The sequence below is a fragment of the Pseudomonas sp. AC211 genome (assembly GCF_979258055.1).
The window spans coordinates 1,952,109-1,971,249 of sequence record NZ_OZ409830.1 but is presented as its reverse complement, the minus strand read 5'-3'; the positions used below and the strand labels follow the sequence as shown (position 1 = coordinate 1,971,249).

Genomic DNA, 19,141 nt, shown 5'->3' with positions numbered 1-19,141 from the left:
GATGACCGAGGTGTTGGAGAGGGCACCGTCATCCTCGCGCACGCGGGGATCCAGAATCTCAAGTCGTACACAATGCTGCGCACCCCCCACCAGACGCGCCCGCGGAGTAGATCAGTGCTGACGACCCTTTCGCCGCAGCACCGGCGTCCCTTCCGAAATTCTGGATTCCCGCCTGCGCGGGAATGACGGAGGTGTTGGAGAGGGCACCGTCATCCTCGCGCACGCGGGGATCAGAATCTCAAGTCGTACACGATGCTGCGCACCCCGCACCAGACGCGCCCGCGGAGCAGATTTTCAGTACTGACGACCCTTTCGCCGCAGCACCAGCGTCTCCTCCGAAACTCTGGATCCCGAATCGTCGGACCGCCGCCTTCGCGAGGATGACGGCGGTGTTTGGGAGAACACCGTCATTCCCGCGCAGGCGGGAATCCAGAATCTCAAATCGTACGCGTTGGTGCGCACACCGAGTCCAGCGCTCCAAAACGCAGCACAACAAAACACGCTTATCCGCCAAAACCCCACCAAACCCCCATCCCAGAGCCTCCCACCCAACCTGGCACACAACCTGCTCATACATCCTCACAGGTAGCCAACGGCGGTTTGCCCACCACGACAAAGGCGTCGCTATTCCCTAGGCCCAAGTGCCCGGCGGAATGCGGCGTTTTTTGCGTTTTTGGCCCCGGTTTCGGGGAGGTGGTGCAACCGGCAGCGGCAGCCCACCTGCAAACACATTTCCTTTTGCAGATGAGGTGTTCAATGAACAACAACAGTTTCTGGAAAGCCGGGCACACCCCCACGCTGTTTGCGGCGTTCCTGTATTTCGATTTGAGCTTTATGGTTTGGTACCTGCTCGGCCCAATGGCGGTGCAGATTGCCACCGACTTGCAGCTCACCACTCAACAGCGCGGTTTTATGGTGGCTACGCCGATTCTGGCCGGTGCGCTGTTGCGCTTTGTGATGGGCATGTTGGCCGATCAGCTGTCGCCGAAAACGGCGGGCATTTTTGGCCAGATCATTGTCATCGGCGCCTTGGCGGTCGCTTGGCAGTTGGGCATTCATAGTTATGAGCAAGCGCTGCTGTTGGGTGTTTTCCTGGGCATGGCAGGCGCTTCGTTCGCGGTGGCGTTGCCGCTGGCGTCGCAGTGGTATCCGGCTGAGCACCAGGGCAAGGCCATGGGCATTGCCGGCGCCGGTAACTCGGGCACGGTGCTCGCCGCGCTGGCTGCGCCAGTGTTGGCGGCGGCGTTTGGCTGGACCAACGTGTTCGGCCTGGCGCTGATTCCGTTGGTGCTCACCCTCGTCGCCTTCAGCTTGGTGGCGCGCAATGCACCGAACCGGGCGAAACCAAAATCCATGGCCGACTACTTCAAGGCCCTGGGCGACCGTGACAGCTGGTGGTTTATGTTTTTCTACAGCGTCACCTTCGGCGGCTTTATCGGCCTGGCCAGCGCCCTGCCCGGCTATTTCCACGATCAGTACGGCCTTAACCCAGTGACCGCCGGTTATTACACCGCGGCCTGCGTGTTCGGTGGCAGCCTGATGCGTCCACTCGGCGGTGCATTGGCCGACCGCTTTGGCGGCATTCGCACGCTGTTGGGCATGTACGCGGTAGCAGCCATCTGCATCGCGGCGGTGGGTTTCCACCTGTCCAGTTCGGTGGCGGCATTGGCGCTGTTCGTGGCGGCGATGCTCGGCCTGGGTGCCGGCAATGGCGCGGTGTTCCAACTGGTGCCGCAGCGCTTTCGTAAGGAAATTGGCGTCATGACCGGCCTGATCGGCATGGCCGGCGGCATTGGCGGTTTCTTGCTGGCGGCCGGTCTGGGCGCAATCAAGCAAAACACCGGTGACTACCAGTTGGGTCTGTGGCTGTTCGCCAGCCTCGGCGTAGTGGCCTGGTTTGGTCTGCACGGGGTGAAACGCCGCTGGAGAACCACCTGGGGTTCGGCCGCCTTCACCGCCGCACGCGTTTAAGCACACGCCATGAGCCTGCAATTGAGCTACGCCGAAGCGAGCGCCAGCGGACCACAGGCCGAGAATCAGGACGCTGTGCGCCTGGTCACGCCCGCCCCGGCCCTGGCTGCCAGCAAGGGTTATCTGTTTGCCCTGGCCGACGGCGTCAGCCAATGCGCGGACGGCGGTCTGGCCGCGCGGTCCACGTTGCAAGCGTTGGCGCTCGATTACTACGCCACCCCGGAAACCTGGGGCGTGGCGCAGGCGCTGGACCGTTTGCTGCTGGCACAGAATCGCTGGTTGCACGCCAACGGTGGCGGGCAGCCGCTGCTCACCACCCTCAGTGCGCTGGTGGTGCGCGGCAAGCAATTTACCCTGGCGCATATTGGCGATTGCCGCGTGTATCGCTGGTTCGCCGGGCAGTTGCAGCGCATCAGCGAAGACCATGTGTGGGGTCAGCCGGGCATGCAGCATGTGCTCAAGCGCGCGATGGGCCTGGAACAGCATGTGGTGGTCGATTACCTGGACGGCGAACTGCGCCAGGGCGAGAGTTTTCTGTTGGTCAGCGACGGCATCTGGGCGACCCTCAGCGAGGCGTCGATTGCCGGCATCTTGCGTGACGAAACCCAATTGCAGGCCGCCAGCCAGGCGCTGGTGACCGCCGCGCACAAGGCCGGCAGCCAGGACAACGCCAGCGCTGTACTGGTGCGGGTTGAGAAACTGGGCGAAGCGAGCCTGGGCGATATGCTCGGGCAAGTTGAGCAATGGCCAGTGCCGCCGGCGCTCAAGCCTGGGCAATTGTTTGAAGGCTGGAAGGTCGAGGCCCTGGTGGGCCAAAGCCGTCAGTCGCTGGTTTACCGCGTACATGCCACTGGCAACAACGCGCCGCAATATCCCTGGCTGCTGAAAACCCTGCCAGCCAGCCGGGACAGTGACAGCAACGCCGGGCAAGCCTTGTTGCAGGAAGAGTGGTTTCTGCGCCGGGTTGCCGGTCGTTACTTTCCCGAGGTGCACCACGCCAATCAGCGTCAGCACCTGTACTACCTGATGCGCGAACACGAAGGCATCACGTTGGCCGAGCACTTCAACCTGCACGGCAACTTCGGCCTTAACCAATGGCTGGAAATCGCCTCGCGCCTGTTACGGGCGCTGGGCATGCTGCACCGGCGCAATATCCTGCATCGGGACATCAAGCCGGAAAATCTGCTGCTCAGCAGCGACGGTGAACTGCGGGTGCTGGATTTCGGCCTCGCCTACTGCCCTGGCCTGTCGCCGCAGGACAACGGCGAGCTGCCCGGCACCCCCAGCTTCATCGCCCCGGAAGCCTATGCCGGCGCCGCCCCGAGCGTGGCGCAAGATCTCTACAGCGCGGGCGTGACCTTGTACTTCCTGCTCACCGGGCATTACCCGCACGGTGAAATCGAAGCCTTTCAGCGCCCGCGTTTTGGTGTACCGGTTGCGGCCAGTCGCTACCGGCCAGACCTGCCGGAATGGCTGGTACACAACCTGGAAAAAGCCCTGGCCAACGACCCGGCCCAGCGTTTTGAAACCGCTGAAGAATGGCTGCTGGCCTTGCAACAAGGCGAACACCAACCCTGCCCGCCCGCGCCCGTTGCTGGAGCGCGAACCGCTGAAGGTGTGGCGCGGGCTGGCGTTGGTTTCGCTGCTGATCAATATCGGGCTGCTGGTGTGGGTGTTACACACATGACGACACGATTCAGGAACGCATTCGCGAGAAAGCTCGCTCCTACAAAAACGCGCAGCGCGTTTCGCCTGACCTGCTGGAGGAAATTCCTATGAGCGCAAAAGTCTGGTTGGTGGGCGCCGGTCCTGGTGATCCGGAGTTATTGACCCTTAAAGCCGTGCGCGCCCTGAACGCGGCGCAGGTGGTGATGATTGACGACTTGGTCAATCCGGCCGTGCTCGAGCATTGCCCTAACGCCAAGGTGATCGCGGTCGGCAAGCGCGGCGGCTGCCGGTCTACGCCGCAGGAATTTATTCACCGGCTGATGCTGCGTTACGCCCGCCAGGGCTATTGCGTGGTGCGCCTGAAAGGCGGCGACCCATGCATTTTCGGCCGAGGCAGTGAGGAAGCCGACTGGCTTGGCGCCCATGGCATCGAAGTGGAATTGGTCAACGGCATCACCGCCGGTCTGGCTGGCGCCACCCAATGCGGCATTCCGCTGACCTTGCGCGGCGTCGCGCGCGGGGTGACGTTGGTGACCGCTCACACGCAAGACGACAGCAGCCTGAACTGGCACGCCCTGGCGCAAACCGGCACCACGCTGGTGATTTACATGGGGGTCGCGAAACTGGCCGAGGTGCAGCGCGAGTTGCTGGCTGGCGGCCTGCCGGCGCACACGCCGGTGGCGATGATCGAAAACGCCTCGCTGCCGCACCAGCGTGAGTGCCGCAGCCAGTTGGCGGGCCTGCACGAGGCCGCGTTGGCGTTTGAGTTGAAGGCCCCAGCCGTGCTGGTGATCGGCGAAGTGGCCGCGCTCGGGCAGTTCGCCGTGGCGGCTACTGAAGCGCCGGCCTGTGCGGGTTAGATAAACCGTTGCTTAGCGACGCCGCGTGGCAGGCGGTTGCGGCCGGGCAGTTGTTGCAGGCGCTGATGCCAGGCGGCACGCGGGCTGAGCGCGGCGGCGGCTTTGGGCGCAGATTCCTGCTTTGCTACGGGCTGAGGTTTGCTCGCAACGGGTTTGGCTTCGGCAGGCTTTGCAGCGGCTACGACGGCGACCGGCTTGGGTTCGCTGGCCACGGCGGCGACTGCTTGGCCGTCTTCGCTGGTGGCCGCTTTTTCGGCTTTGGCAGCAGCGCGCAGTTCGGCCAGGGTTGGGGTTTTACGCACCGGTTCGGCGGCGGCCTTTTCGGCGGCGCGAAGGCACAGCTTGCAGGTGACCTGGCTGAGATCGGCAGCACTTTCGAGACTGGCGCCGGTGCGGCCGCAGGCAATGGTGTCCGGGGACGGCGAGTAATGGGTGGCCAACGGTGTGTCTCCTCTGGTCGGGGCGCGGGATTTTACACAGGCGGTGGCTGGGGTAAAAGGGCTTGTAATTCAGATGGATAGGCGGTGGTTGGCAGCGTTGGGCAGGAGCCGGGTGTACGACCAAAAGCATCCCGGCTAATCGGAATGCCGCCCAGCCGCTCCCACAGAAAACCTCGGCCCTGTGGGAGCGGCTTTAGCCGCGATTCCTGGAAAAGGGGATGCCCGCTATAGTCTCCCCTCCTCCCTTGCGGCGACGTTGTTAATGAAATCTCTGATTGCCCTGCTCGGCCTGCTGTTCACTTCGATGGCATCTGCCGCCGCCCTCGACCCCAACGCGCCCGCCCCCATTCCTTCGCCCGTCTCTCAGGTTGAATGGCGCGCGGTATTGGCGGAGGTGAAATCCCCGGTGGCCAACCTGGAGGCGCGCGCGAACCGGGAAGCAGGCTTGTTGCACGGGCCAGCCGAGGTGGCCGCCGAGGGTTTGGTGGATCGCATTGCCGGTGCCAATAACTACGCCTTGCAGCCGTTACAGCCGTTTGTAGCAACGCTTGGCAGTTCGGCAACCGTGTCGACGTTTGTCGATACCCAGCGCGATCAGGCGGTGCGCAAGAACGGCACCCTGGTGAATCAGCCGCAGCCGCTGCGGGTGGGCTATTCGATTGCGGTCACGCCCAGTTTGCAACCCGGCACGCCCGGAGGTGTGGTGATGAGCGAAGTGGTGGTGGCGCAAACCCTCGCCGACGGTAATGCGGTGCATCAGGCCAATGCCTATAACAAGGCCGGGCTTCGTGAGGGGGATTTTCAAACCCTGGTCTGGACCACCGGCAAGCGCCAGTTTTTGCTGGTGTTGCGGCGCAAGACCGCGACGCCGCTCTAAGCCCGCTTACTTCGGCGGTTCTTCGTCCTCTTGCGTGAGTTGACCCTGTTCCGGGCTGTCCTTCTCCAGCCGGCTCATCAGGTGCGGCACCAGATTCAGCACAATCAAGCCGAAGACCGTACCCAGCAACGCCGTGGCCTCGCGGCCCAGTCCGACCGTGATGCCAATCGCACACGTTAGCCAGATACCAGCCGCCGTGGTCAGGCCTTTGACCTCGTTGGGCGAACGTCCTTTGAGAATGGTGCCGGCGCACAGAAAGCCGATACCGGCGACCACGCCTTGCATGACGCGGCTCATGGCGTCGTCCTCGGCACCCATTTGCTCAGCCGCCATCACAAATAGCGCACTGCCCAAGGCGACGAGCATGTGCGTGCGCACGCCGGCCGACTTGCCTTGCTGCTCGCGTTCCCAGCCAAGCACGCCGCCGAGCAACGTGGCGAGCGCCATGCGCAGAGTGACGCGGGTGGTGTGGGCGACATCGTTAAGGTCGGAAAACTCGCCAATCACGGTGGCGAGAATCGTCTCCCAGGTGTTCAAGCGGCGCCGCCGTGACCGCCCTCGCCCGTGGCGCTCGGTAGGCCTTCGGGCAAATACCGATGCGCGCCGCAACGTGAGGCAGCATTGGCATAGCAGCAGTTCGTTGCCGAACAGCTCATGGGTAGGTTCCAGCCAGTTACAGCCTTTTAGAAAGCAGACAAAGGTCATATCAGCACCTCCTGCGGATCACCCCGCGAGTACGCCGTACGTCACGGCCGAGCGTGTTTGTGCATGTCTCCCTTCAATCGACTTTCGCGCACCCGCATTGGTTTAACCATTTTTCGCTGATGGCGACATTTACGCCGCCGTTACGCGCGTGTAACCGACCCGTTGGCCGCCTTTACCGCTTGGCAAATAAAGCTGAACCCTTTGCCCCGCCAAGCGGCCAAAGTTAATACCTGCCACCGTTGGAGAAACTCTCAAGATGAGCGGCAACTATTCGTTTGTGGTGCATTACCAGCTTCACGGCCAAGCCAAGAGCGTGGAGGTGCAAAGCGACACCGAGGCGTTCACCGAAACCCAGGCCCGTCGGCATGTGGAGTCGCTGCACAGTTCAGTCAAGAGCAGCGATATCACCGAGGTTACGGTTTCTGCCGGGCAACCTGGCGGACCCAACGAGCCGGGGCGTCAGCACGCGTCCAACGGCTGATATCCGCACCTGCTTTCCAATTCGCGACACCCACCACCATCACGAGAATCGCCTAGATGAAAAATCTCGAAACGCCTGCCGTAAAACTCGCTGTATACGGCGCTCAAAGCAGCATTGGAAACGCGTTGATGGTTGAAGCCTTGGCGCGCCAGTTCGAGACCACACTGATTCTGGATGACCTGAACGCCGTAAACGCCCGCCCGGGCCTGAGCACCATTCAGGGCGATTTGTACGACGCCATCAGCGTCAGCCACAGCATCGCCGGGCGCGACGCGGTCATCGTCGTGCTGCCCGCCTCCGACCACGACCACCAATTCGAAAGCACCTTCAAAGCCGTCACCGCCCTGCTCGATGGCTTGCCGGTCGCCGGCGTGAAACGCCTGCTGCTGCTCGGCGACTTCACCTGGCTGGACGGCGGCGACGACGGCCTGACCGAGCCCCTCGGCCACCTGAAAGAGCGCCTGACAGCGAGCCCTGTGGTGTGGACGTTGTTCGACGCCAACCGCCGAGGTGCAAGGCGACGCACTCAGCAGCTTCGTCAGCCAAGTGATCGACGAGGTGTGCCACGCCGAGCACATGCACCAGCGCATCCGCATTCATGCGCAGCCCACCACTGCACCCAATCCCGTTGATGTCGACGTTATGCCGCAGCCGCAGGGGCTGCAGGAGGACCGTATGCCACCTGAAAGCGTTGTGTTGCTACTGATCGGAACCTGGCTGCTGGTGGCAGCGGCCGCTTTGTGGGGGATGCTGCGCATCGCCCGTCGTCACCACGCCCGGCAACCGAGCCGGTCGCCCCAGCCCAACCGGCCCCGGCCCGCGCCGATGCGGCACAAACCGGCCCGAATCGGGCATTGATCGAGGAGCGCGTGCAGGATGGATAGCCAGGCAGTCGATAGCCAAGCCTTTCTGGATGCGTTTATGACGCTCATGCACGAATGCGCCGTGCCTTTGTTCGAGGAGGCGAAAGCCTACGCGCAAGGCGCGGGGTTGGAGGTGCGCGTTGAGCTGCATGGGCCGGAAAAAGCCAGCCCGGGGTTGTGTCTGTTGGTGGCGTACCCGGAGGGTCAGGGTGAGTCGGGTTTCAACAGTTGTTGCATCACGGCTGAGCCTGAGCAGCAACGGGTGTTGCATGAGGATTTTTATGCTGATAGCAACCAACGGCGGGTGCAGCAGGGGAAGTTGGCGTCGATTAATCAGATGGTGTTGCATACGCGGTTGGCGACGTTTTTTCAGACGGCGTTTGGGTTGCAGCCGGATTACATTGCTAAGCAACATCCTGCTGGGTTTTGGTGAGCTGAGGTTGCTCACCAGGTGAGAAAAATCGCGGCTGAAGCCGCGATTTTTTTGAGCGGCGGCGCTCTGGGGCGGGCTAATAGCCGTGAAACTCTGGATCCCCGCCTGCGCGGGGATGACGGAGGAGCTTTCAAAGACCACCGTCATTCCCGCGCAGGCGGAAATCCAGTATTTCAAGCCGTACACGGTAGATCGGCGCAAAGAAGCCAAAACGTCTAGCCTCGAGCTTCGCCCTCCGCTGCGCTGCGGGGTGGATCACAAAGCCTGATCAAAGGCGGACGTTAACCGCGGGCTGGGGCGAATGTCCGTCGCCTGATAAAACCTATCGCGGCTAAAGCCGCTCCCACAGATTGTGCGATTTCTGTGGGAGCGGCTTTAGCCGCGATGCTTTTAACCCTCACTTCTTGGGAGGCATCGCCTTCCAAATATCCTCGGCGTACTCACGAATGGTCCGGTCCGAGGAGAACCAGCCTGTCCGTGCAGTATTCAGCACCGCCGACCGCCACCATTGGTTGGGCTGCTGCCACAACTCGTCGACTTTGCGCTGCGCATCCCAATACGAGTCGAAGTCCGCGCAAAGCATGTAGCGGTCGTGGTGCACCAGGCCATCGATCAGGCCCACATAGCGCTCTGGATCATCCGGCGAGAATACCCCTTTGCTGATGGCTTCCAGCGCCGCGTTCAGTCGCGGTGATTGCTGGATCACATGGATGGTGTCGAAGTCGCCATTGCTCATGCGCGCTTTCACTTCCTGCGCGGTCATGCCGAAGATGAACATGTGTTCCTGGCCGATCAGTTGGCTCATTTCCACGTTGGCGCCGTCGAGCGTGCCGATGGTCAGCGCACCGTTCAGCGCGAATTTCATGTTGCTGGTGCCAGAGGCTTCCATGCCGGCGGTGGAGATCTGTTCCGACAAGTCGGCCGCCGGAATGATGGTTTCCGCCAGGCTGACGTTGTAGTTCGGAATGAACACCACCTTGAGCAAGCCGCGCACGGTCGGGTCGTCGTTGATGGTGCGGCTGATGTCGTTGGCCAGTTTGATGATCAGTTTGGCCTGGTGATAACTGGCGGCTGCCTTGCCGGCGAAGATTTTCACGCGCGGCACCCAATCGGTGGTCGGCTCGTTACGAATCGCCTGATACAGCGCCACGGTGTGCAGCAGGTTCAGCAGTTGGCGTTTGTATTCGTGAATGCGTTTGACCTGCACATCGAAAATCGCCTCGGGGTTGAGGTCGATGTTCAGCCGCTCTTTTACCAACCGCGCCAGCGCCGCTTTGCTGTGTTGGCGCTGGGCGACGAACTGTTTGCGGAACGCCGGTTTGTCGGCGAACGGTTCGAGCTTGATCAGCGAGGTTTCCGGGCTGTCGAGCACGCCATCGCCGATATTTTCGATGAGCAGCTGGGTAAGCTGCGGGTTCACCTGGTAGAGCCAGCGGCGGAAGGTTACGCCGTTGGTTTTATTGCGGATGCGGTCGGGGTACAGGTTGTGCAAATCGCGGAAGACGGTTTCGCGCATCAGGTCGGTGTGCAGCGCCGACACGCCGTTGATGCTGTGCGAGCCGAGGAACGCGAGGTTACCCATGCGCACGCGGCGCCCGTGTTCTTCTTCAATCAGCGACACCGAGCGCAGCAGGTCGAAGTCGTGGATGTCTTTGGCCCGCAGCGAGTCGATGTGGTGCGCGTTGATCAGGTAAATGATCTGCATGTGCCGAGGCAACAGGCGCTCCATCAACGACACCGGCCACGACTCAAGCGCCTCGGGCAGCAAGGTGTGGTTGGTGTACGACAGGGTCGCGACGGACAATTCCCAGGCGGCAAACCATTCGATGCGGTACACGTCGACCAACTGGCGCATCAACTCGGCCACCGCGATGGCCGGGTGGGTGTCGTTGAGCTGAATGGCGACTTTTTCCGGCAGCGAGTGAATGTCGCCATGCAGGCGCATGTGGCGGTGCAGCAAGTCTTGCAGCGAGGCGGAAACGAAGAAGAATTCCTGGCGCAGGCGCAGTTCCTGGCCAGCCTCGGTGCTGTCAGCCGGATACAGCACGCGCGAAATACTTTCGGCACGCACCACGTCGGCCACGGCGCCCAAGTGGTCGCCGGCGTTGAAGCGTTCCAATTGCAGGTCTTCCAGCGCCCTCGCCCGCCACAGCCGCAAGGTGCTGACGCCAGCGCGGCGCCAGCCAACCACGGGGGTGTCGTAGGCGATGGCGCGGATAATTTCGGTGGGCTGCCAGTGTTGGCGCGGCACGTCGTTGCGCTCGGTAACGGTATTAACGCTGCCGCCGAAGCCGACGTTGTAGCTCACTTCCGGCCGCTCGAATTCCCACGGGTTGCCGAAGTCGAGCCAGGTCTCGGTGTGTTCGTGTTGCCAGCCGTCGCTGATCACCTGCTTGAACAGACCGTGCTCGTAGCGAATGCCGTAGCCATGGCCGGCGATGTTGAGCGTGGCCATGCTTTCGATAAAGCACGCGGCCAGTCGCCCGAGGCCGCCGTTGCCGAGCGCGGCATCGGGCTCGACTTCGCGGATGCGCTCGATGTCGACGTCCAGCTCGGCCAGCGCCTCGCGTGCCGTTTCCAGCAGGCCCAGGTTGCTCAGACAATCAACAAGCAATCGGCCGATCAGAAATTCCAGCGAGAGGTAGTACACGCGCTTTTGCGGCTTGCGATCGACCCGCGCTTCGGCTTCTTCCCAGTTGTCGACCAGGTGATCACGGGCGGCCAGGGCGATGGCTTCAAACCAGTCGTGGATGTAGGCATTGCCTGGGTCTTTGCCGACGGCGTATTTGAGTTTGGCCAGAATGCTTTGCTTGAAGGCCTGAACGTCGGCGCTGGATGAAGTGCTGGAGCTTGGGTTGTCAGACTGAGTGCCAGTGGAGTTGAACGTGGCCTCGTCTTGCGACGTGCGATCGGCGGACATGGGCGTGCCTCGGTCAGCTGAGTTGAGCGCGAGTGAAAGCGGCAGCCAGCGGCCGGCTCAAAGCCGCCACTGCTACCGAATGAAAACGGGTTGCCGTGTTAATTAAAGACGGCGTCGTTCTGTGCGTGGCGGGAGACATTGAATGAGCTGCCGCTGTCGCTTGGGTAAAGCGCCATGGTCGATTTGAGGGCGTCGATGGTGATGCCGCCCAGGTGCTCGGTGAGGAAGGCTTTCTTGACCATCCACAGGTTGTCGTCACGGATCAGGTCGAGCAGATCGTGGCCGGTGAGGGTCAGCGATTTACCGATGCGCACCAGCTCGCCGCTGAGCGGACGGTGGTCTGCGCATTCCACCAGGCCAGCCTGCTCAAGCAGGTGCAGGTGATAACTGACGCTGTCGCTGGAGTGCCCGTCGATGCGGTGGGGGAAGAAATGATGGCCCTTTTGCAGGCTCTCGATTTCCAGCAGCATTTCGCGCAACAGCTCCCAATCTCTTTTCATGTCCTTCGCTCCTCGTCCCCGTTTCCTGTTTCCCAGACCCGCTCCAACCGGTTGCAATAAATGGCCGGTTGCAAGGGGTGAAATGTGCAGGGAACCGTTACCAATGATCGAAGCCAGTCGACCATCCGGTTGCGCGCAACACTGGCGTTTGAGCGATGGGCAGACCGGTCCCCTACAGAATAGGTGTGTGATTGCGCGTGAGAGTTCAACCAATTTTGCCCTCAGCGAACCGTTTGCGGAAAAAGCTGAACTCCCGGCAACGGCCCTCGCTCAGAACCTGTAACGGGCTTGCTACAGCCCCGCATCATGAGGAGAGAAATCATGCCGCGCGGAAGTAAAGACAAGTACACGGCCGAGCAAAAGCGCAAGGCCGAGCACATCGAAGAAAGCTACGAAGCCAAAGGTGTGTCTAAAGGCGAAGCTGAAGGCCGCGCCTGGGCCACGGTGAATAAACAGTCCGGTGGCGGCGAAAAGGCCGGCGGCTCCGGGCAGCGCAAGGCGCCGGGCGCCAAGAGCGCGGCGCGCAAATCGTCGGCGCGCCAGGCCGTCGCCACTAAGCATGGCGCGCCCCGCCCAGGGCAGAAGCTGGAAGAGCAAAGCAAGGCCGACCTGATGATGCGTGCGCGGGACATGAACATTCCGGGCCGCTCAAGCATGCGCAAAGCCGAGCTGGTGTCGGCCCTGAAGAAAGCGTCCTGAGGAGTTCACCAATGGCTAATCCGGGTTATCTCGAACGTTTGCTTGCCGTCGCCGGCGGCGCGTTGCTGATTCGCAAAGGCATGGCCGTGAAGGGCGTGCTCGGCGCGGCTGACATCGTCTTGGGCGCCGTCGCCATCTACCGCGGCCTAGGCCGTGCGCGTCATCCGGCACCGCCGAGGTATCAGCTCAAACACCTGCCCGAAGTGGCGCAGCGCGTGCCACGCAAACCGGCGCCACGCGGCTATCAACCGCAGACGTTCGTGCCCGATGAAGCTGGGCCGGACGTGCCGGTGAAAACCCCGTTTCAGCAACCCTTCAGCTAAACGACGCGAGCTGAAATTGCACTTTGCAAGATCGGGTTTTGCCCGATCATGCAAAGTGCACGACCGTTGCGCTCGGAAAAATATCTAAGCTACTGATTTTATTCTGTTTTTCTCGTACGAATTTTCTGGCACGGCATCTGCTCTATTCACTCCATCTGCAAAAGAATCAATGGAGTACATGGAATGCAACTGGCCATCAAAGAATTCTTCGACGCGTTTCCTCAGCACACTGTTGCCATCAAACCTCGTCCAGACGGTTCTTTGCTGCTGTCCCTGGTTGGGCAGAACGGCAAGCCGCTGTGCAAGGCAATCAAAAGCGAAGAGCTGCTGAGCCAAGCACGCATGCACACGCTGATTCGTGAATTGCACCGTGAAATTAAAATCGAGGCTGGCCTGCTGCGCTGGCGCGGGGATGAGGCGGCTTGGGTTGAGCGCGAATTGCCGACCTACGTTGAAGGTCCGATTCACGTGACCAAAGCGAAAACCCTGGCTCGCCGTTCGAATCAGGAATTGCGTCAACGCCGCGTGCAGAAAGCGGTCGCTTGCTAAGCAGGTTTAGCGGACACGGAATTTAGTTCGCAGCATTAAGTAAGTTCGCAACATCGAGGCTGAAGCCTCTTCCGCATGGCTGGCAACAGTTGCATGACCGGGAGGCGCTTCAGCCTTTTTTTGCGACTGGGCACCCGCGCCCTGATCTTCTGCGTCAGGCTTGCGCTCGCGGCTGTTGCGACGCAGCAAGATCACGTCAGTGATATCCACACCGCACGCCCTCACCCACTCCAGTACCGGCTGCCCGGCGACCTTCGCCACCGGCGGCTTCTCGCCGAACACCTCCGTCACCGCGCGAAACGCGACCACCTGAATGTTGGGCACAGTGCGGGCCTGCAACTGCAGGTGGCGCTCCACGTTGTTGTATTTATAAGTGACGAGCCAGTCCATAAAACGGGCCTCATGTATTTCGGCAGTAAGTCTTGACTATAGCTGCTGAAAAAAACTGCCAACCCGGCGTTACGGCTGTGTGACTGTGTCGGCATTTTTTCTTCAGGCCCCGGCAGTTCATGGCGCACAGGCAGAACTGCAGCAAGATCAGCGCATACGCGTGGGTATACAGCCCCAGATCACCCACAACACATTGCTCAGAATAAAAACCCAAAACCCCATCATCCGGCGGCGCGCGCTTCGTGCGCCAATCAGCCAGGCGGCTATTACCGTGACGGCCATGGCCGGCCACTGCAAAAGATCGAGATAGCCCATCGTGCTGCGTTTTCCTCTGGTCTTCAAAAGGCGACGGCAACGAAACGCCGCGCTTAATTTTGTGACCGTAGGGAGGAAAAAATGAGCGGGGATTTTGATAATTGGTACGGCGGGCGGGCTGAACAGGCGCAAACAGCTCGAGGATAAAGCTACTCCCACAGCAACGAACAATCCGTGGGAGAGGCTTTAGCCTCGATGGATCAGGCCGGCAACGCCGCCTTTGTCTTGCGCGACGAAACGCATCATCCACTCGGCAACAGCCGCGCCTTGATGGTCGTGCTGCAAGCTGTCGATACCGGACTTATAGATTTCTTCGCCCAGGTGCTGCTGGCGAATTTCCAGCAAGGCGCGGGAATAATCGTGAATAAATTCCGGGTGCCCCTGGAAGCACAGCACCTGGTCATTGATGCGGTACGCGGCGATGGGGCAGAACGCGCTGGAAGCAATTACCGTCGCGTCTTTGGGCAACGCGGTGACTTGGTCCTGATGGCTGATGAGCAAGGTCAACTCATCCATCGCAGGGGTCATCCAGCTCGGCTGCTCGGCCACTTGGTAGCGGTGGGTACCGACGCCCCAGCCCTGATGCGCCCGCTCGCTTTTACCGCCCAGCAGCAGCGCCAACAACTGATGGCCAAAGCAAATGCCCAGCAGCTTGTCGCCGCGCTGATAGCGGTCGAGCAAGTAAGTTCTGAGGGTTTCGATCCAGGGATCCGTGCCAAACGAATCGGCTTTGCTGCCGGTGACCAAATAGGCATCGAAGCGCTCGTCATCTGCCGGGTAGTTGCCCTCCACCACGTTGTAGGTGACGAACTCGGCGGCAATTGGCTGGCGAGCGAAGAGCTGCTCGAACATCCGGCCATAGCTCTGATATTGGTCAACCAGTTCCGGACGCAGAATGTCTGTTTCCAGAATGCAGATACGTAACGACATAAGGGATTTCCTGAAGCGATGTAGGTTATGGCCAGCTGTTTGTTTTATTTAACATAGCGGCGCGCGCAAGGAAACCCATAAACCACGGCTTATCTCGCTTTCGCGGTTTTAATTGTGAATCCACAGTGGGAAATGCGGCGGCCGTTGTCGTCAATAAAATTTTACGAACTGACCCATTTTCCTGAGCAAGGCCGCGCGTCCATATCGCTGGCTCGATAGCGCCGCTGCGCTGTATCACTGGCTTCGATAGTCACCATCGTGCCCTTTCACTTCTGGCCGCTGCGACGCTCGGCAATCATGCAACCCATCGGGCAACACCGCCCCCCTAGCATGAGGAAAACCGCCATGAACAAATTCGGAGCCATCGCCAGCCTTGTAGCCGCCTCGGCCTTTGCCAGCCACTTGAATGCCGAGCTGTATCGCCACAGCGACAAAACCCCTGCCCCGGCAAAAACCGAACAAAAACCTGCACGTCATTAATGCAACGCGGCTCAACAAGGAGAACGCCATGGGCAGCATGTTCAGCGAAACCGGTAAAAACGCCTATGGCGTGACCTACGCCACCCTCGACGAAAACGGCCTGCACTTTGAAACCGAACTGGCCATTCAGCTTATGGATGGTCACCTTGTCACCCTGAAGATGCCGACGCAGATCAGCGAACGCGAGGCGATCAGCCGGTTGGTACGAGGAGCGAATGCGGGGCGCTGAACTTCGCCGCAGCCCTTCTTTTATTCAGCAACTCGCCTCGTCCTCTCTCCCCGCTCGCCCGCTCTAAGGCGATAATACCCGCCGCATTCGCCTAGAGCCCTCTCCCCTCATGTTTGAAATCCAACCCTTCGACCCTGCCACCTATCGCCAGCAAACCCGCCGCAGCACGGTGATCGTGGCGGTGATATTCGTGGCCATGGCCATGCTGTTGTCCAGCCTGGCGGTGCTGCTGTTTGGCACGCCGGGCGGCGACAATTTCCGTTGGAATGCCGGCGGCGTGGCGTTGGCGGTGGTGCTGTGCGCCGCACTGTTCAAGGTCAAGTTGTGGTCGCAGCCGTGGATGAGCGCAGCGGTGTATGGCTGGCGTCTGAAGCGCGCGCTGATGAGCGTGACCAATGTGATGCACGACGTGGAGGCCGGCGTAAACGCGCAGAACCCGGAGGCCATGAAGTTGCTGCGTTTCTACCACCAGGGCCTGACGCAGATGTACCTGCTGGAAGCCAATACCAGTTCGCTCAGCCAGGTAACCGCTGAAATTGCCGCCCATAAAGAAGCCATGCAGGCGCTCGGACTGGAAACCGACCAGCCGCGTCTGAACCCCCAGTGGCTACTGGCAGTCAACGGGTTGGGCTGAGGCAAAATAACCGCCAATCGCACCGTCGAAAATTTCTCGAACCATTTTCTGCAGCCGCCGCTCTGAATTGGGCCAAGCCGTATTGCCGGCCCATTTCTCGTGGCACTGGTCTGAAAGGATGCACCATGAACACCCCCGTCCCTGATTCGCTGACCGACGCCGTAGCGCGCTGTGCCGACGAACCGATCCATATTCCCGGCGGCATTCAGCCCCATGGATTTTTGATCGTGGTCGCGGCAACGGACTTGGCAGTGCAACAGGTCAGTGAAAACGTCCGCCAGTGGCTTGGGCTCGAGGCGCAGAGCCTGCTGGGTTTATCGCTGAGCGAGCTGATCGATGAGCCGGAGTTACCGGCGCGGCTCGCCGGGCTCTCGGATGAAGACCGCAACCCCTTCCATCTTGGCGATGTGCGTTTTGTTATGGGCACGGCACAGGCCTGCTCGTTCGCGCTGATGGGCCATCGCAACGACGATCAGCTGATTCTCGAATTCGAGCAGGCCAGCAATGCTGGCGAGGCTTACGGTGTTCTGTATCCCTTGATGCGCACCTTTGTTGCCGAGCTGCATGCGGCGAACACCATCGAGGCCATCTGCCAGTTGGCGGTCAATGAGTTGAGCCGGATTACCGGCTTTGGCCGCGTCAAAGCCTACCGGTTCGATGAAGCCGGCAATGGTGACGTGCTGGCCGAACGCGCCGAGCCGGGTTACGCCAGCTACCTGGGCCATCAGTTCCCCGCCTCGGATATCCCGGCCCAGGCCCGCGCGCTGTATTGCAAGAACCTGATTCGGCTGATTCCCGATGCCAATTACACGCCCTCGCCCCTGATTCCCGCGTTGAACCCGGTCGATCAGCAGCCGCTGGATTTGGGCTTCGCCTCGCTGCGCAGCGTGTCGCCGGTGCATCTGCAATACATGCGCAACATGGGCACCCTGGCCTCGATGTCGGTGTCGATTGTGGTGCGCGATCGCCTGTGGGGGTTGATCTCGTGTCATGACAGCGAGCCGCGTCTGCTCAGCCACAAAACCCGCACCACCTGTGAGTTGTTGGCGCGCATTCTGGCGTTGCAAATCGACGCCAGCGAAGCGGCTGAGTTGGCGCACCGCAAGTTGGAATTGCGCCATCTGGTCGTGCGGCTGTTGGCCGGTATGGCCGATTACGACAGCGTGACCGAAGGCTTCCAGCGCTTGCCCGACGTGGTGCTGGCGTTCGCCCAGGCCCAAGGCGCCGCCGTGGTGACGGCCGATACGTGCGTCACGGTCGGCAACGCGCCGGCCGACGAACACATCATGGAGCTGGCCACGTGGCTCGGGGGCCAGAAGGGCGGCCTTTTGTTCAGCAGCGACAATCTCGGTCGCGATGTGCCGCATTTACCGCACCTGGCGGCTCACAGTGCCGGCGTGCTGGCGGTGTCGATTTCCAAGCTGCACGCTCATTACCTGATGTGGTTCCGGCCCGAGCGCGTGCAGACAGTGAAATGGGCCGGGCAGCCGAATAAAACACTGGATTTAACCAGCGGCGCCCTTTCCCCGCGCAACAGTTTCGACACCTGGCGCGAAGAGCTGCGCGGGTACTGCGCGCCGTGGGACGCGGCTGAATGCGAAGGTGCGCGGAGCTGCGCAACGCCGTGCTGGGCATCGTGCTGCGCAAGGCCGAAGAGATGGCGATGCTGGCTGGCGAACTGCGCGAGAGCAACAAAGAGCTGGAGTCGTTCTCGTACAGCGTGTCCCACGACTGCCGCGCCGCTGCGCCACATCGCCGGCTACACCGAACTGCTCGGTGAGCTTGAAGGTCAGCAGCTGAGCGAGCGCGGCAAGCGTTTCCTGGTGAACATCAGCGATGCCGCGCGTTTCGCCGGCGTGCTGGTGGACAACCTGCTGAGCTTCTCGCAAATGGGCCGCGCCGCGCTGCACATGACGGACGTAGATCTGGGCGCGCTGGTCAGTTCCATTCGCGAGGAAATGCGCCCCGACTACGAGCAACGCGACGTAGAGTGGCGCATCCAGCCGCTGCCCGTCGTGGTAGCCGACGCCGCCTTTATTCACATGGTGCTGCGCAATCTGGTCAGCAATGCCCTCAAGTATTCCAGCCGCCGCGACAAGGCGGTGATCGAGATGGGCGCTGAGCAGCGCGCTGATGAAATCGTGGTGTTTATCCGCGATAACGGCGTCGGCTTCGACATGCAGTACAGCAACAAGCTGTTCGGTGTATTCCAGCGTTTGCATCGCATGGAAGAGTTCGAAGGCACCGGCATTGGCCTGGCCAAAGTGTGCGCCGCATCATCGAACGCCATGGCGGCCACGTGTGGGCCGAAGGCCGTATCGACCATGGCGCCACGTTCTATTTCGCCTCTACCCCGACTGACTTACAACACTCCACTTGATGACCGGAAAGACTGATGCTCAAACCCATCCTTCTCGTTGGAAGACAACCCCAACGATCTGGAACTGACTCTGGTCGCGCTGGAGCGCAGCCAGTTGGCCAACGATGTTGTGATTAAACGCGACGGCGCCGAAGCGCTGGATTACCTGCTGCGACGTGGTGATTACGAGAGCCGCGCAGACGGCAATCCGGCCGTGCTGTTGCTCGACTTGAAGTTGCCCAAGGTCGACGGTCTGGAAGTGCTCAAAACCGTGCGCGAAACCCCGGCGCTGCGCAGCATTCCGGTGGTCATGCTGACCTCCTCTCGCGAGGAACCCGATCTGATGCGCGCCTATGAAATGGGCGTGAACGCGTATGTGGTCAAGCCGGTGGAATTCAAAGACTTCGTGGCGGCGATTTCCGATCTGGGGATTTTCTGGGCCGTTCTCAATGAACCACCGCCCGGCTCGTTGCGTCTGAACCGCACCCGCAAGCACGACGACCAGCACGACTGAC

Annotated in this window: 18 protein-coding genes and 4 pseudogenes; 14 read left to right on the top strand and 8 right to left on the bottom strand. The window is 61.1% G+C overall.

The genetic code is table 11. The annotated features are described in order from the left end of the window. The first annotated feature begins 756 nt into the window (after positions 1-756). From ACZZZP_RS09525 to cobA, 3 genes and pseudogenes are all read left to right on the top strand, one after another. Positions 757-1,971 (top strand): nitrate/nitrite transporter, encoded by a 1,215-nt coding sequence (locus ACZZZP_RS09525; RefSeq protein WP_463382521.1) that lies wholly within the window; start codon positions 757-759, stop codon positions 1,969-1,971. 9 nt (positions 1,972-1,980) lie between these two features. Continuing rightward, positions 1,981-3,658, top strand: a pseudogene (locus ACZZZP_RS09520) (protein kinase domain-containing protein). Positions 3,659-3,746: 88 nt separating this feature from the next. After that, positions 3,747-4,499, top strand: coding sequence for a uroporphyrinogen-III C-methyltransferase (cobA, locus tag ACZZZP_RS09515; protein WP_463382520.1), 753 nt, complete (start codon positions 3,747-3,749; stop codon positions 4,497-4,499). Here cobA and ACZZZP_RS09510 read toward each other — a convergent pair. Continuing rightward, entirely contained in the window at positions 4,496-4,939 is a 444-nt protein-coding gene (locus ACZZZP_RS09510; protein ID WP_463536463.1) for a hypothetical protein, read from the bottom strand. The genes cobA and ACZZZP_RS09510 overlap by 4 nt on opposite strands. Positions 4,940-5,201: 262 nt before the next feature. On the opposite strand from ACZZZP_RS09510, the gene ACZZZP_RS09505 reads away from it, so the two are divergent. Continuing rightward, positions 5,202-5,816: a hypothetical protein gene (locus tag ACZZZP_RS09505; protein ID WP_463382518.1), complete on the top strand. Its 615-nt coding sequence runs from the start codon at positions 5,202-5,204 to the stop codon at positions 5,814-5,816. 6 nt (positions 5,817-5,822) lie between these two features. Here the strand turns inward: ACZZZP_RS09505 and ACZZZP_RS09500 are convergent, their stop codons facing one another. Then, positions 5,823-6,521 (bottom strand): PSPA7_2676 family Cys-rich small protein, encoded by a 699-nt coding sequence (locus ACZZZP_RS09500; protein WP_463536462.1) that lies wholly within the window; start codon positions 6,519-6,521, stop codon positions 5,823-5,825. A gap of 256 nt (positions 6,522-6,777) precedes the next feature. Between ACZZZP_RS09500 and ACZZZP_RS09495 the strand changes: the two genes are divergently transcribed. Next, positions 6,778-7,002 carry a hypothetical protein gene (locus tag ACZZZP_RS09495; protein WP_463382517.1) on the top strand — a complete coding sequence of 75 codons (225 nt, stop codon included), beginning with the start codon at positions 6,778-6,780 and terminating at the stop codon, positions 7,000-7,002. Between the two features lie 56 nt (positions 7,003-7,058). Continuing rightward, positions 7,059-7,634 carry an NAD(P)H-binding protein gene (locus tag ACZZZP_RS09490; protein WP_463536461.1) on the top strand — a complete coding sequence of 192 codons (576 nt, stop codon included), beginning with the start codon at positions 7,059-7,061 and terminating at the stop codon, positions 7,632-7,634. 67 nt (positions 7,635-7,701) lie between these two features. Here ACZZZP_RS09490 and ACZZZP_RS09485 read toward each other — a convergent pair whose 3' ends face one another. The 3 genes from ACZZZP_RS09485 to ACZZZP_RS09475 form a co-directional block, all read right to left on the bottom strand. Then, positions 7,702-8,475, bottom strand: coding sequence for a hypothetical protein (locus ACZZZP_RS09485; protein ID WP_463536460.1), 774 nt, complete (start codon positions 8,473-8,475; stop codon positions 7,702-7,704). A gap of 220 nt (positions 8,476-8,695) precedes the next feature. Beyond that, on the bottom strand, positions 8,696-11,218 hold the full coding sequence (locus ACZZZP_RS09480) for a glycogen/starch/alpha-glucan phosphorylase (RefSeq protein WP_463382515.1): 2,523 nt from the start codon (positions 11,216-11,218) through the stop codon (positions 8,696-8,698). A 98-nt stretch (positions 11,219-11,316) separates the two neighbouring features. Continuing rightward, positions 11,317-11,718, bottom strand: coding sequence for a DUF2513 domain-containing protein (locus tag ACZZZP_RS09475; protein WP_163016749.1), 402 nt, complete (start codon positions 11,716-11,718; stop codon positions 11,317-11,319). 321 nt (positions 11,719-12,039) lie between these two features. Here ACZZZP_RS09475 and ACZZZP_RS09470 point away from each other — a divergent pair, with 321 nt between their 5' ends. The 3 genes from ACZZZP_RS09470 to ACZZZP_RS09460 all read left to right on the top strand — a co-directional run bounded on the left by ACZZZP_RS09470 (position 12,040) and on the right by ACZZZP_RS09460 (position 13,289). After that, a complete protein-coding gene (locus ACZZZP_RS09470) occupies positions 12,040-12,417 on the top strand; it encodes a Rho termination factor N-terminal domain-containing protein (protein ID WP_122498256.1) in 378 nt (125 codons plus the stop codon). A gap of 11 nt (positions 12,418-12,428) precedes the next feature. Then, positions 12,429-12,740: a hypothetical protein gene (locus ACZZZP_RS09465; protein WP_463382514.1), complete on the top strand. Its 312-nt coding sequence runs from the start codon at positions 12,429-12,431 to the stop codon at positions 12,738-12,740. Between the two features lie 183 nt (positions 12,741-12,923). After that, entirely contained in the window at positions 12,924-13,289 is a 366-nt protein-coding gene (locus ACZZZP_RS09460; protein WP_122498252.1) for a DUF3509 domain-containing protein, read from the top strand. 6 nt (positions 13,290-13,295) lie between these two features. Here ACZZZP_RS09460 and ACZZZP_RS09455 read toward each other — a convergent pair whose 3' ends face one another. The 3 genes and pseudogenes from ACZZZP_RS09455 to ACZZZP_RS09445 form a co-directional block, all read right to left on the bottom strand. After that, entirely contained in the window at positions 13,296-13,679 is a 384-nt protein-coding gene (locus ACZZZP_RS09455; RefSeq protein ID WP_463536459.1) for a hypothetical protein, read from the bottom strand. Positions 13,680-13,689: 10 nt separating this feature from the next. Next, positions 13,690-13,994, bottom strand: a pseudogene (locus ACZZZP_RS09450) (hypothetical protein). Between the two features lie 186 nt (positions 13,995-14,180). Beyond that, positions 14,181-14,924, bottom strand: a complete 744-nt coding sequence (locus ACZZZP_RS09445; protein ID WP_463536458.1) for an amidotransferase — start codon at positions 14,922-14,924, stop codon at positions 14,181-14,183. Between the two features lie 345 nt (positions 14,925-15,269). On the opposite strand from ACZZZP_RS09445, the gene ACZZZP_RS09440 reads away from it, so the two are divergent. From ACZZZP_RS09440 to ACZZZP_RS09420, 5 genes and pseudogenes are all read left to right on the top strand, one after another. Then, entirely contained in the window at positions 15,270-15,404 is a 135-nt protein-coding gene (locus ACZZZP_RS09440) for a hypothetical protein (protein WP_277342771.1), read from the top strand. Positions 15,405-15,432: 28 nt separating this feature from the next. Next, positions 15,433-15,633 (top strand): type III secretion system co-regulatory protein PtrC, encoded by a 201-nt coding sequence (ptrC, locus tag ACZZZP_RS09435; RefSeq protein WP_463382512.1) that lies wholly within the window; start codon positions 15,433-15,435, stop codon positions 15,631-15,633. A gap of 109 nt (positions 15,634-15,742) precedes the next feature. Next, positions 15,743-16,267 carry a DUF3087 domain-containing protein gene (locus ACZZZP_RS09430; protein ID WP_463536457.1) on the top strand — a complete coding sequence of 175 codons (525 nt, stop codon included), beginning with the start codon at positions 15,743-15,745 and terminating at the stop codon, positions 16,265-16,267. Positions 16,268-16,392: 125 nt separating this feature from the next. Next, positions 16,393-18,663, top strand: a pseudogene (locus tag ACZZZP_RS09425) (ATP-binding protein). Continuing rightward, positions 18,663-19,140, top strand: a pseudogene (locus ACZZZP_RS09420) (response regulator). Before ACZZZP_RS09425 ends, ACZZZP_RS09420 begins: the two co-directional pseudogenes overlap by 1 nt. Position 19,141 lies beyond the last annotated feature (1 nt).

Excerpts from the sequence above, each read along its gene's own strand:
- ACZZZP_RS09490 (WP_463536461.1), top strand. The coding sequence starts at position 7,059 with ATGAAAAATCTCGAAACGCCTGCCGTAAAACTCGCTGTATACGGCGCT.
- ACZZZP_RS09455 (WP_463536459.1), bottom strand. The coding sequence starts at position 13,679 with ATGGACTGGCTCGTCACTTATAAATACAACAACGTGGAGCGCCACCTG.
- ACZZZP_RS09470 (WP_122498256.1), top strand. The coding sequence starts at position 12,040 with ATGCCGCGCGGAAGTAAAGACAAGTACACGGCCGAGCAAAAGCGCAAG.
- ACZZZP_RS09440 (WP_277342771.1), top strand. The coding sequence starts at position 15,270 with ATGAACAAATTCGGAGCCATCGCCAGCCTTGTAGCCGCCTCGGCCTTT.
- ACZZZP_RS09460 (WP_122498252.1), top strand. The coding sequence starts at position 12,924 with ATGCAACTGGCCATCAAAGAATTCTTCGACGCGTTTCCTCAGCACACT.
- cobA (WP_463382520.1), top strand. The coding sequence starts at position 3,747 with ATGAGCGCAAAAGTCTGGTTGGTGGGCGCCGGTCCTGGTGATCCGGAG.
- ACZZZP_RS09475 (WP_163016749.1), bottom strand. The coding sequence starts at position 11,718 with ATGAAAAGAGATTGGGAGCTGTTGCGCGAAATGCTGCTGGAAATCGAG.
- ACZZZP_RS09465 (WP_463382514.1), top strand. The coding sequence starts at position 12,429 with ATGGCTAATCCGGGTTATCTCGAACGTTTGCTTGCCGTCGCCGGCGGC.
- ptrC (WP_463382512.1), top strand. The coding sequence starts at position 15,433 with ATGGGCAGCATGTTCAGCGAAACCGGTAAAAACGCCTATGGCGTGACC.
- ACZZZP_RS09500 (WP_463536462.1), bottom strand. The coding sequence starts at position 6,521 with ATGACCTTTGTCTGCTTTCTAAAAGGCTGTAACTGGCTGGAACCTACC.
- ACZZZP_RS09525 (WP_463382521.1), top strand. The coding sequence starts at position 757 with ATGAACAACAACAGTTTCTGGAAAGCCGGGCACACCCCCACGCTGTTT.
- ACZZZP_RS09445 (WP_463536458.1), bottom strand. The coding sequence starts at position 14,924 with ATGTCGTTACGTATCTGCATTCTGGAAACAGACATTCTGCGTCCGGAA.
- ACZZZP_RS09495 (WP_463382517.1), top strand. The coding sequence starts at position 6,778 with ATGAGCGGCAACTATTCGTTTGTGGTGCATTACCAGCTTCACGGCCAA.
- ACZZZP_RS09480 (WP_463382515.1), bottom strand. The coding sequence starts at position 11,218 with ATGTCCGCCGATCGCACGTCGCAAGACGAGGCCACGTTCAACTCCACT.
- ACZZZP_RS09505 (WP_463382518.1), top strand. The coding sequence starts at position 5,202 with ATGAAATCTCTGATTGCCCTGCTCGGCCTGCTGTTCACTTCGATGGCA.
- ACZZZP_RS09430 (WP_463536457.1), top strand. The coding sequence starts at position 15,743 with ATGTTTGAAATCCAACCCTTCGACCCTGCCACCTATCGCCAGCAAACC.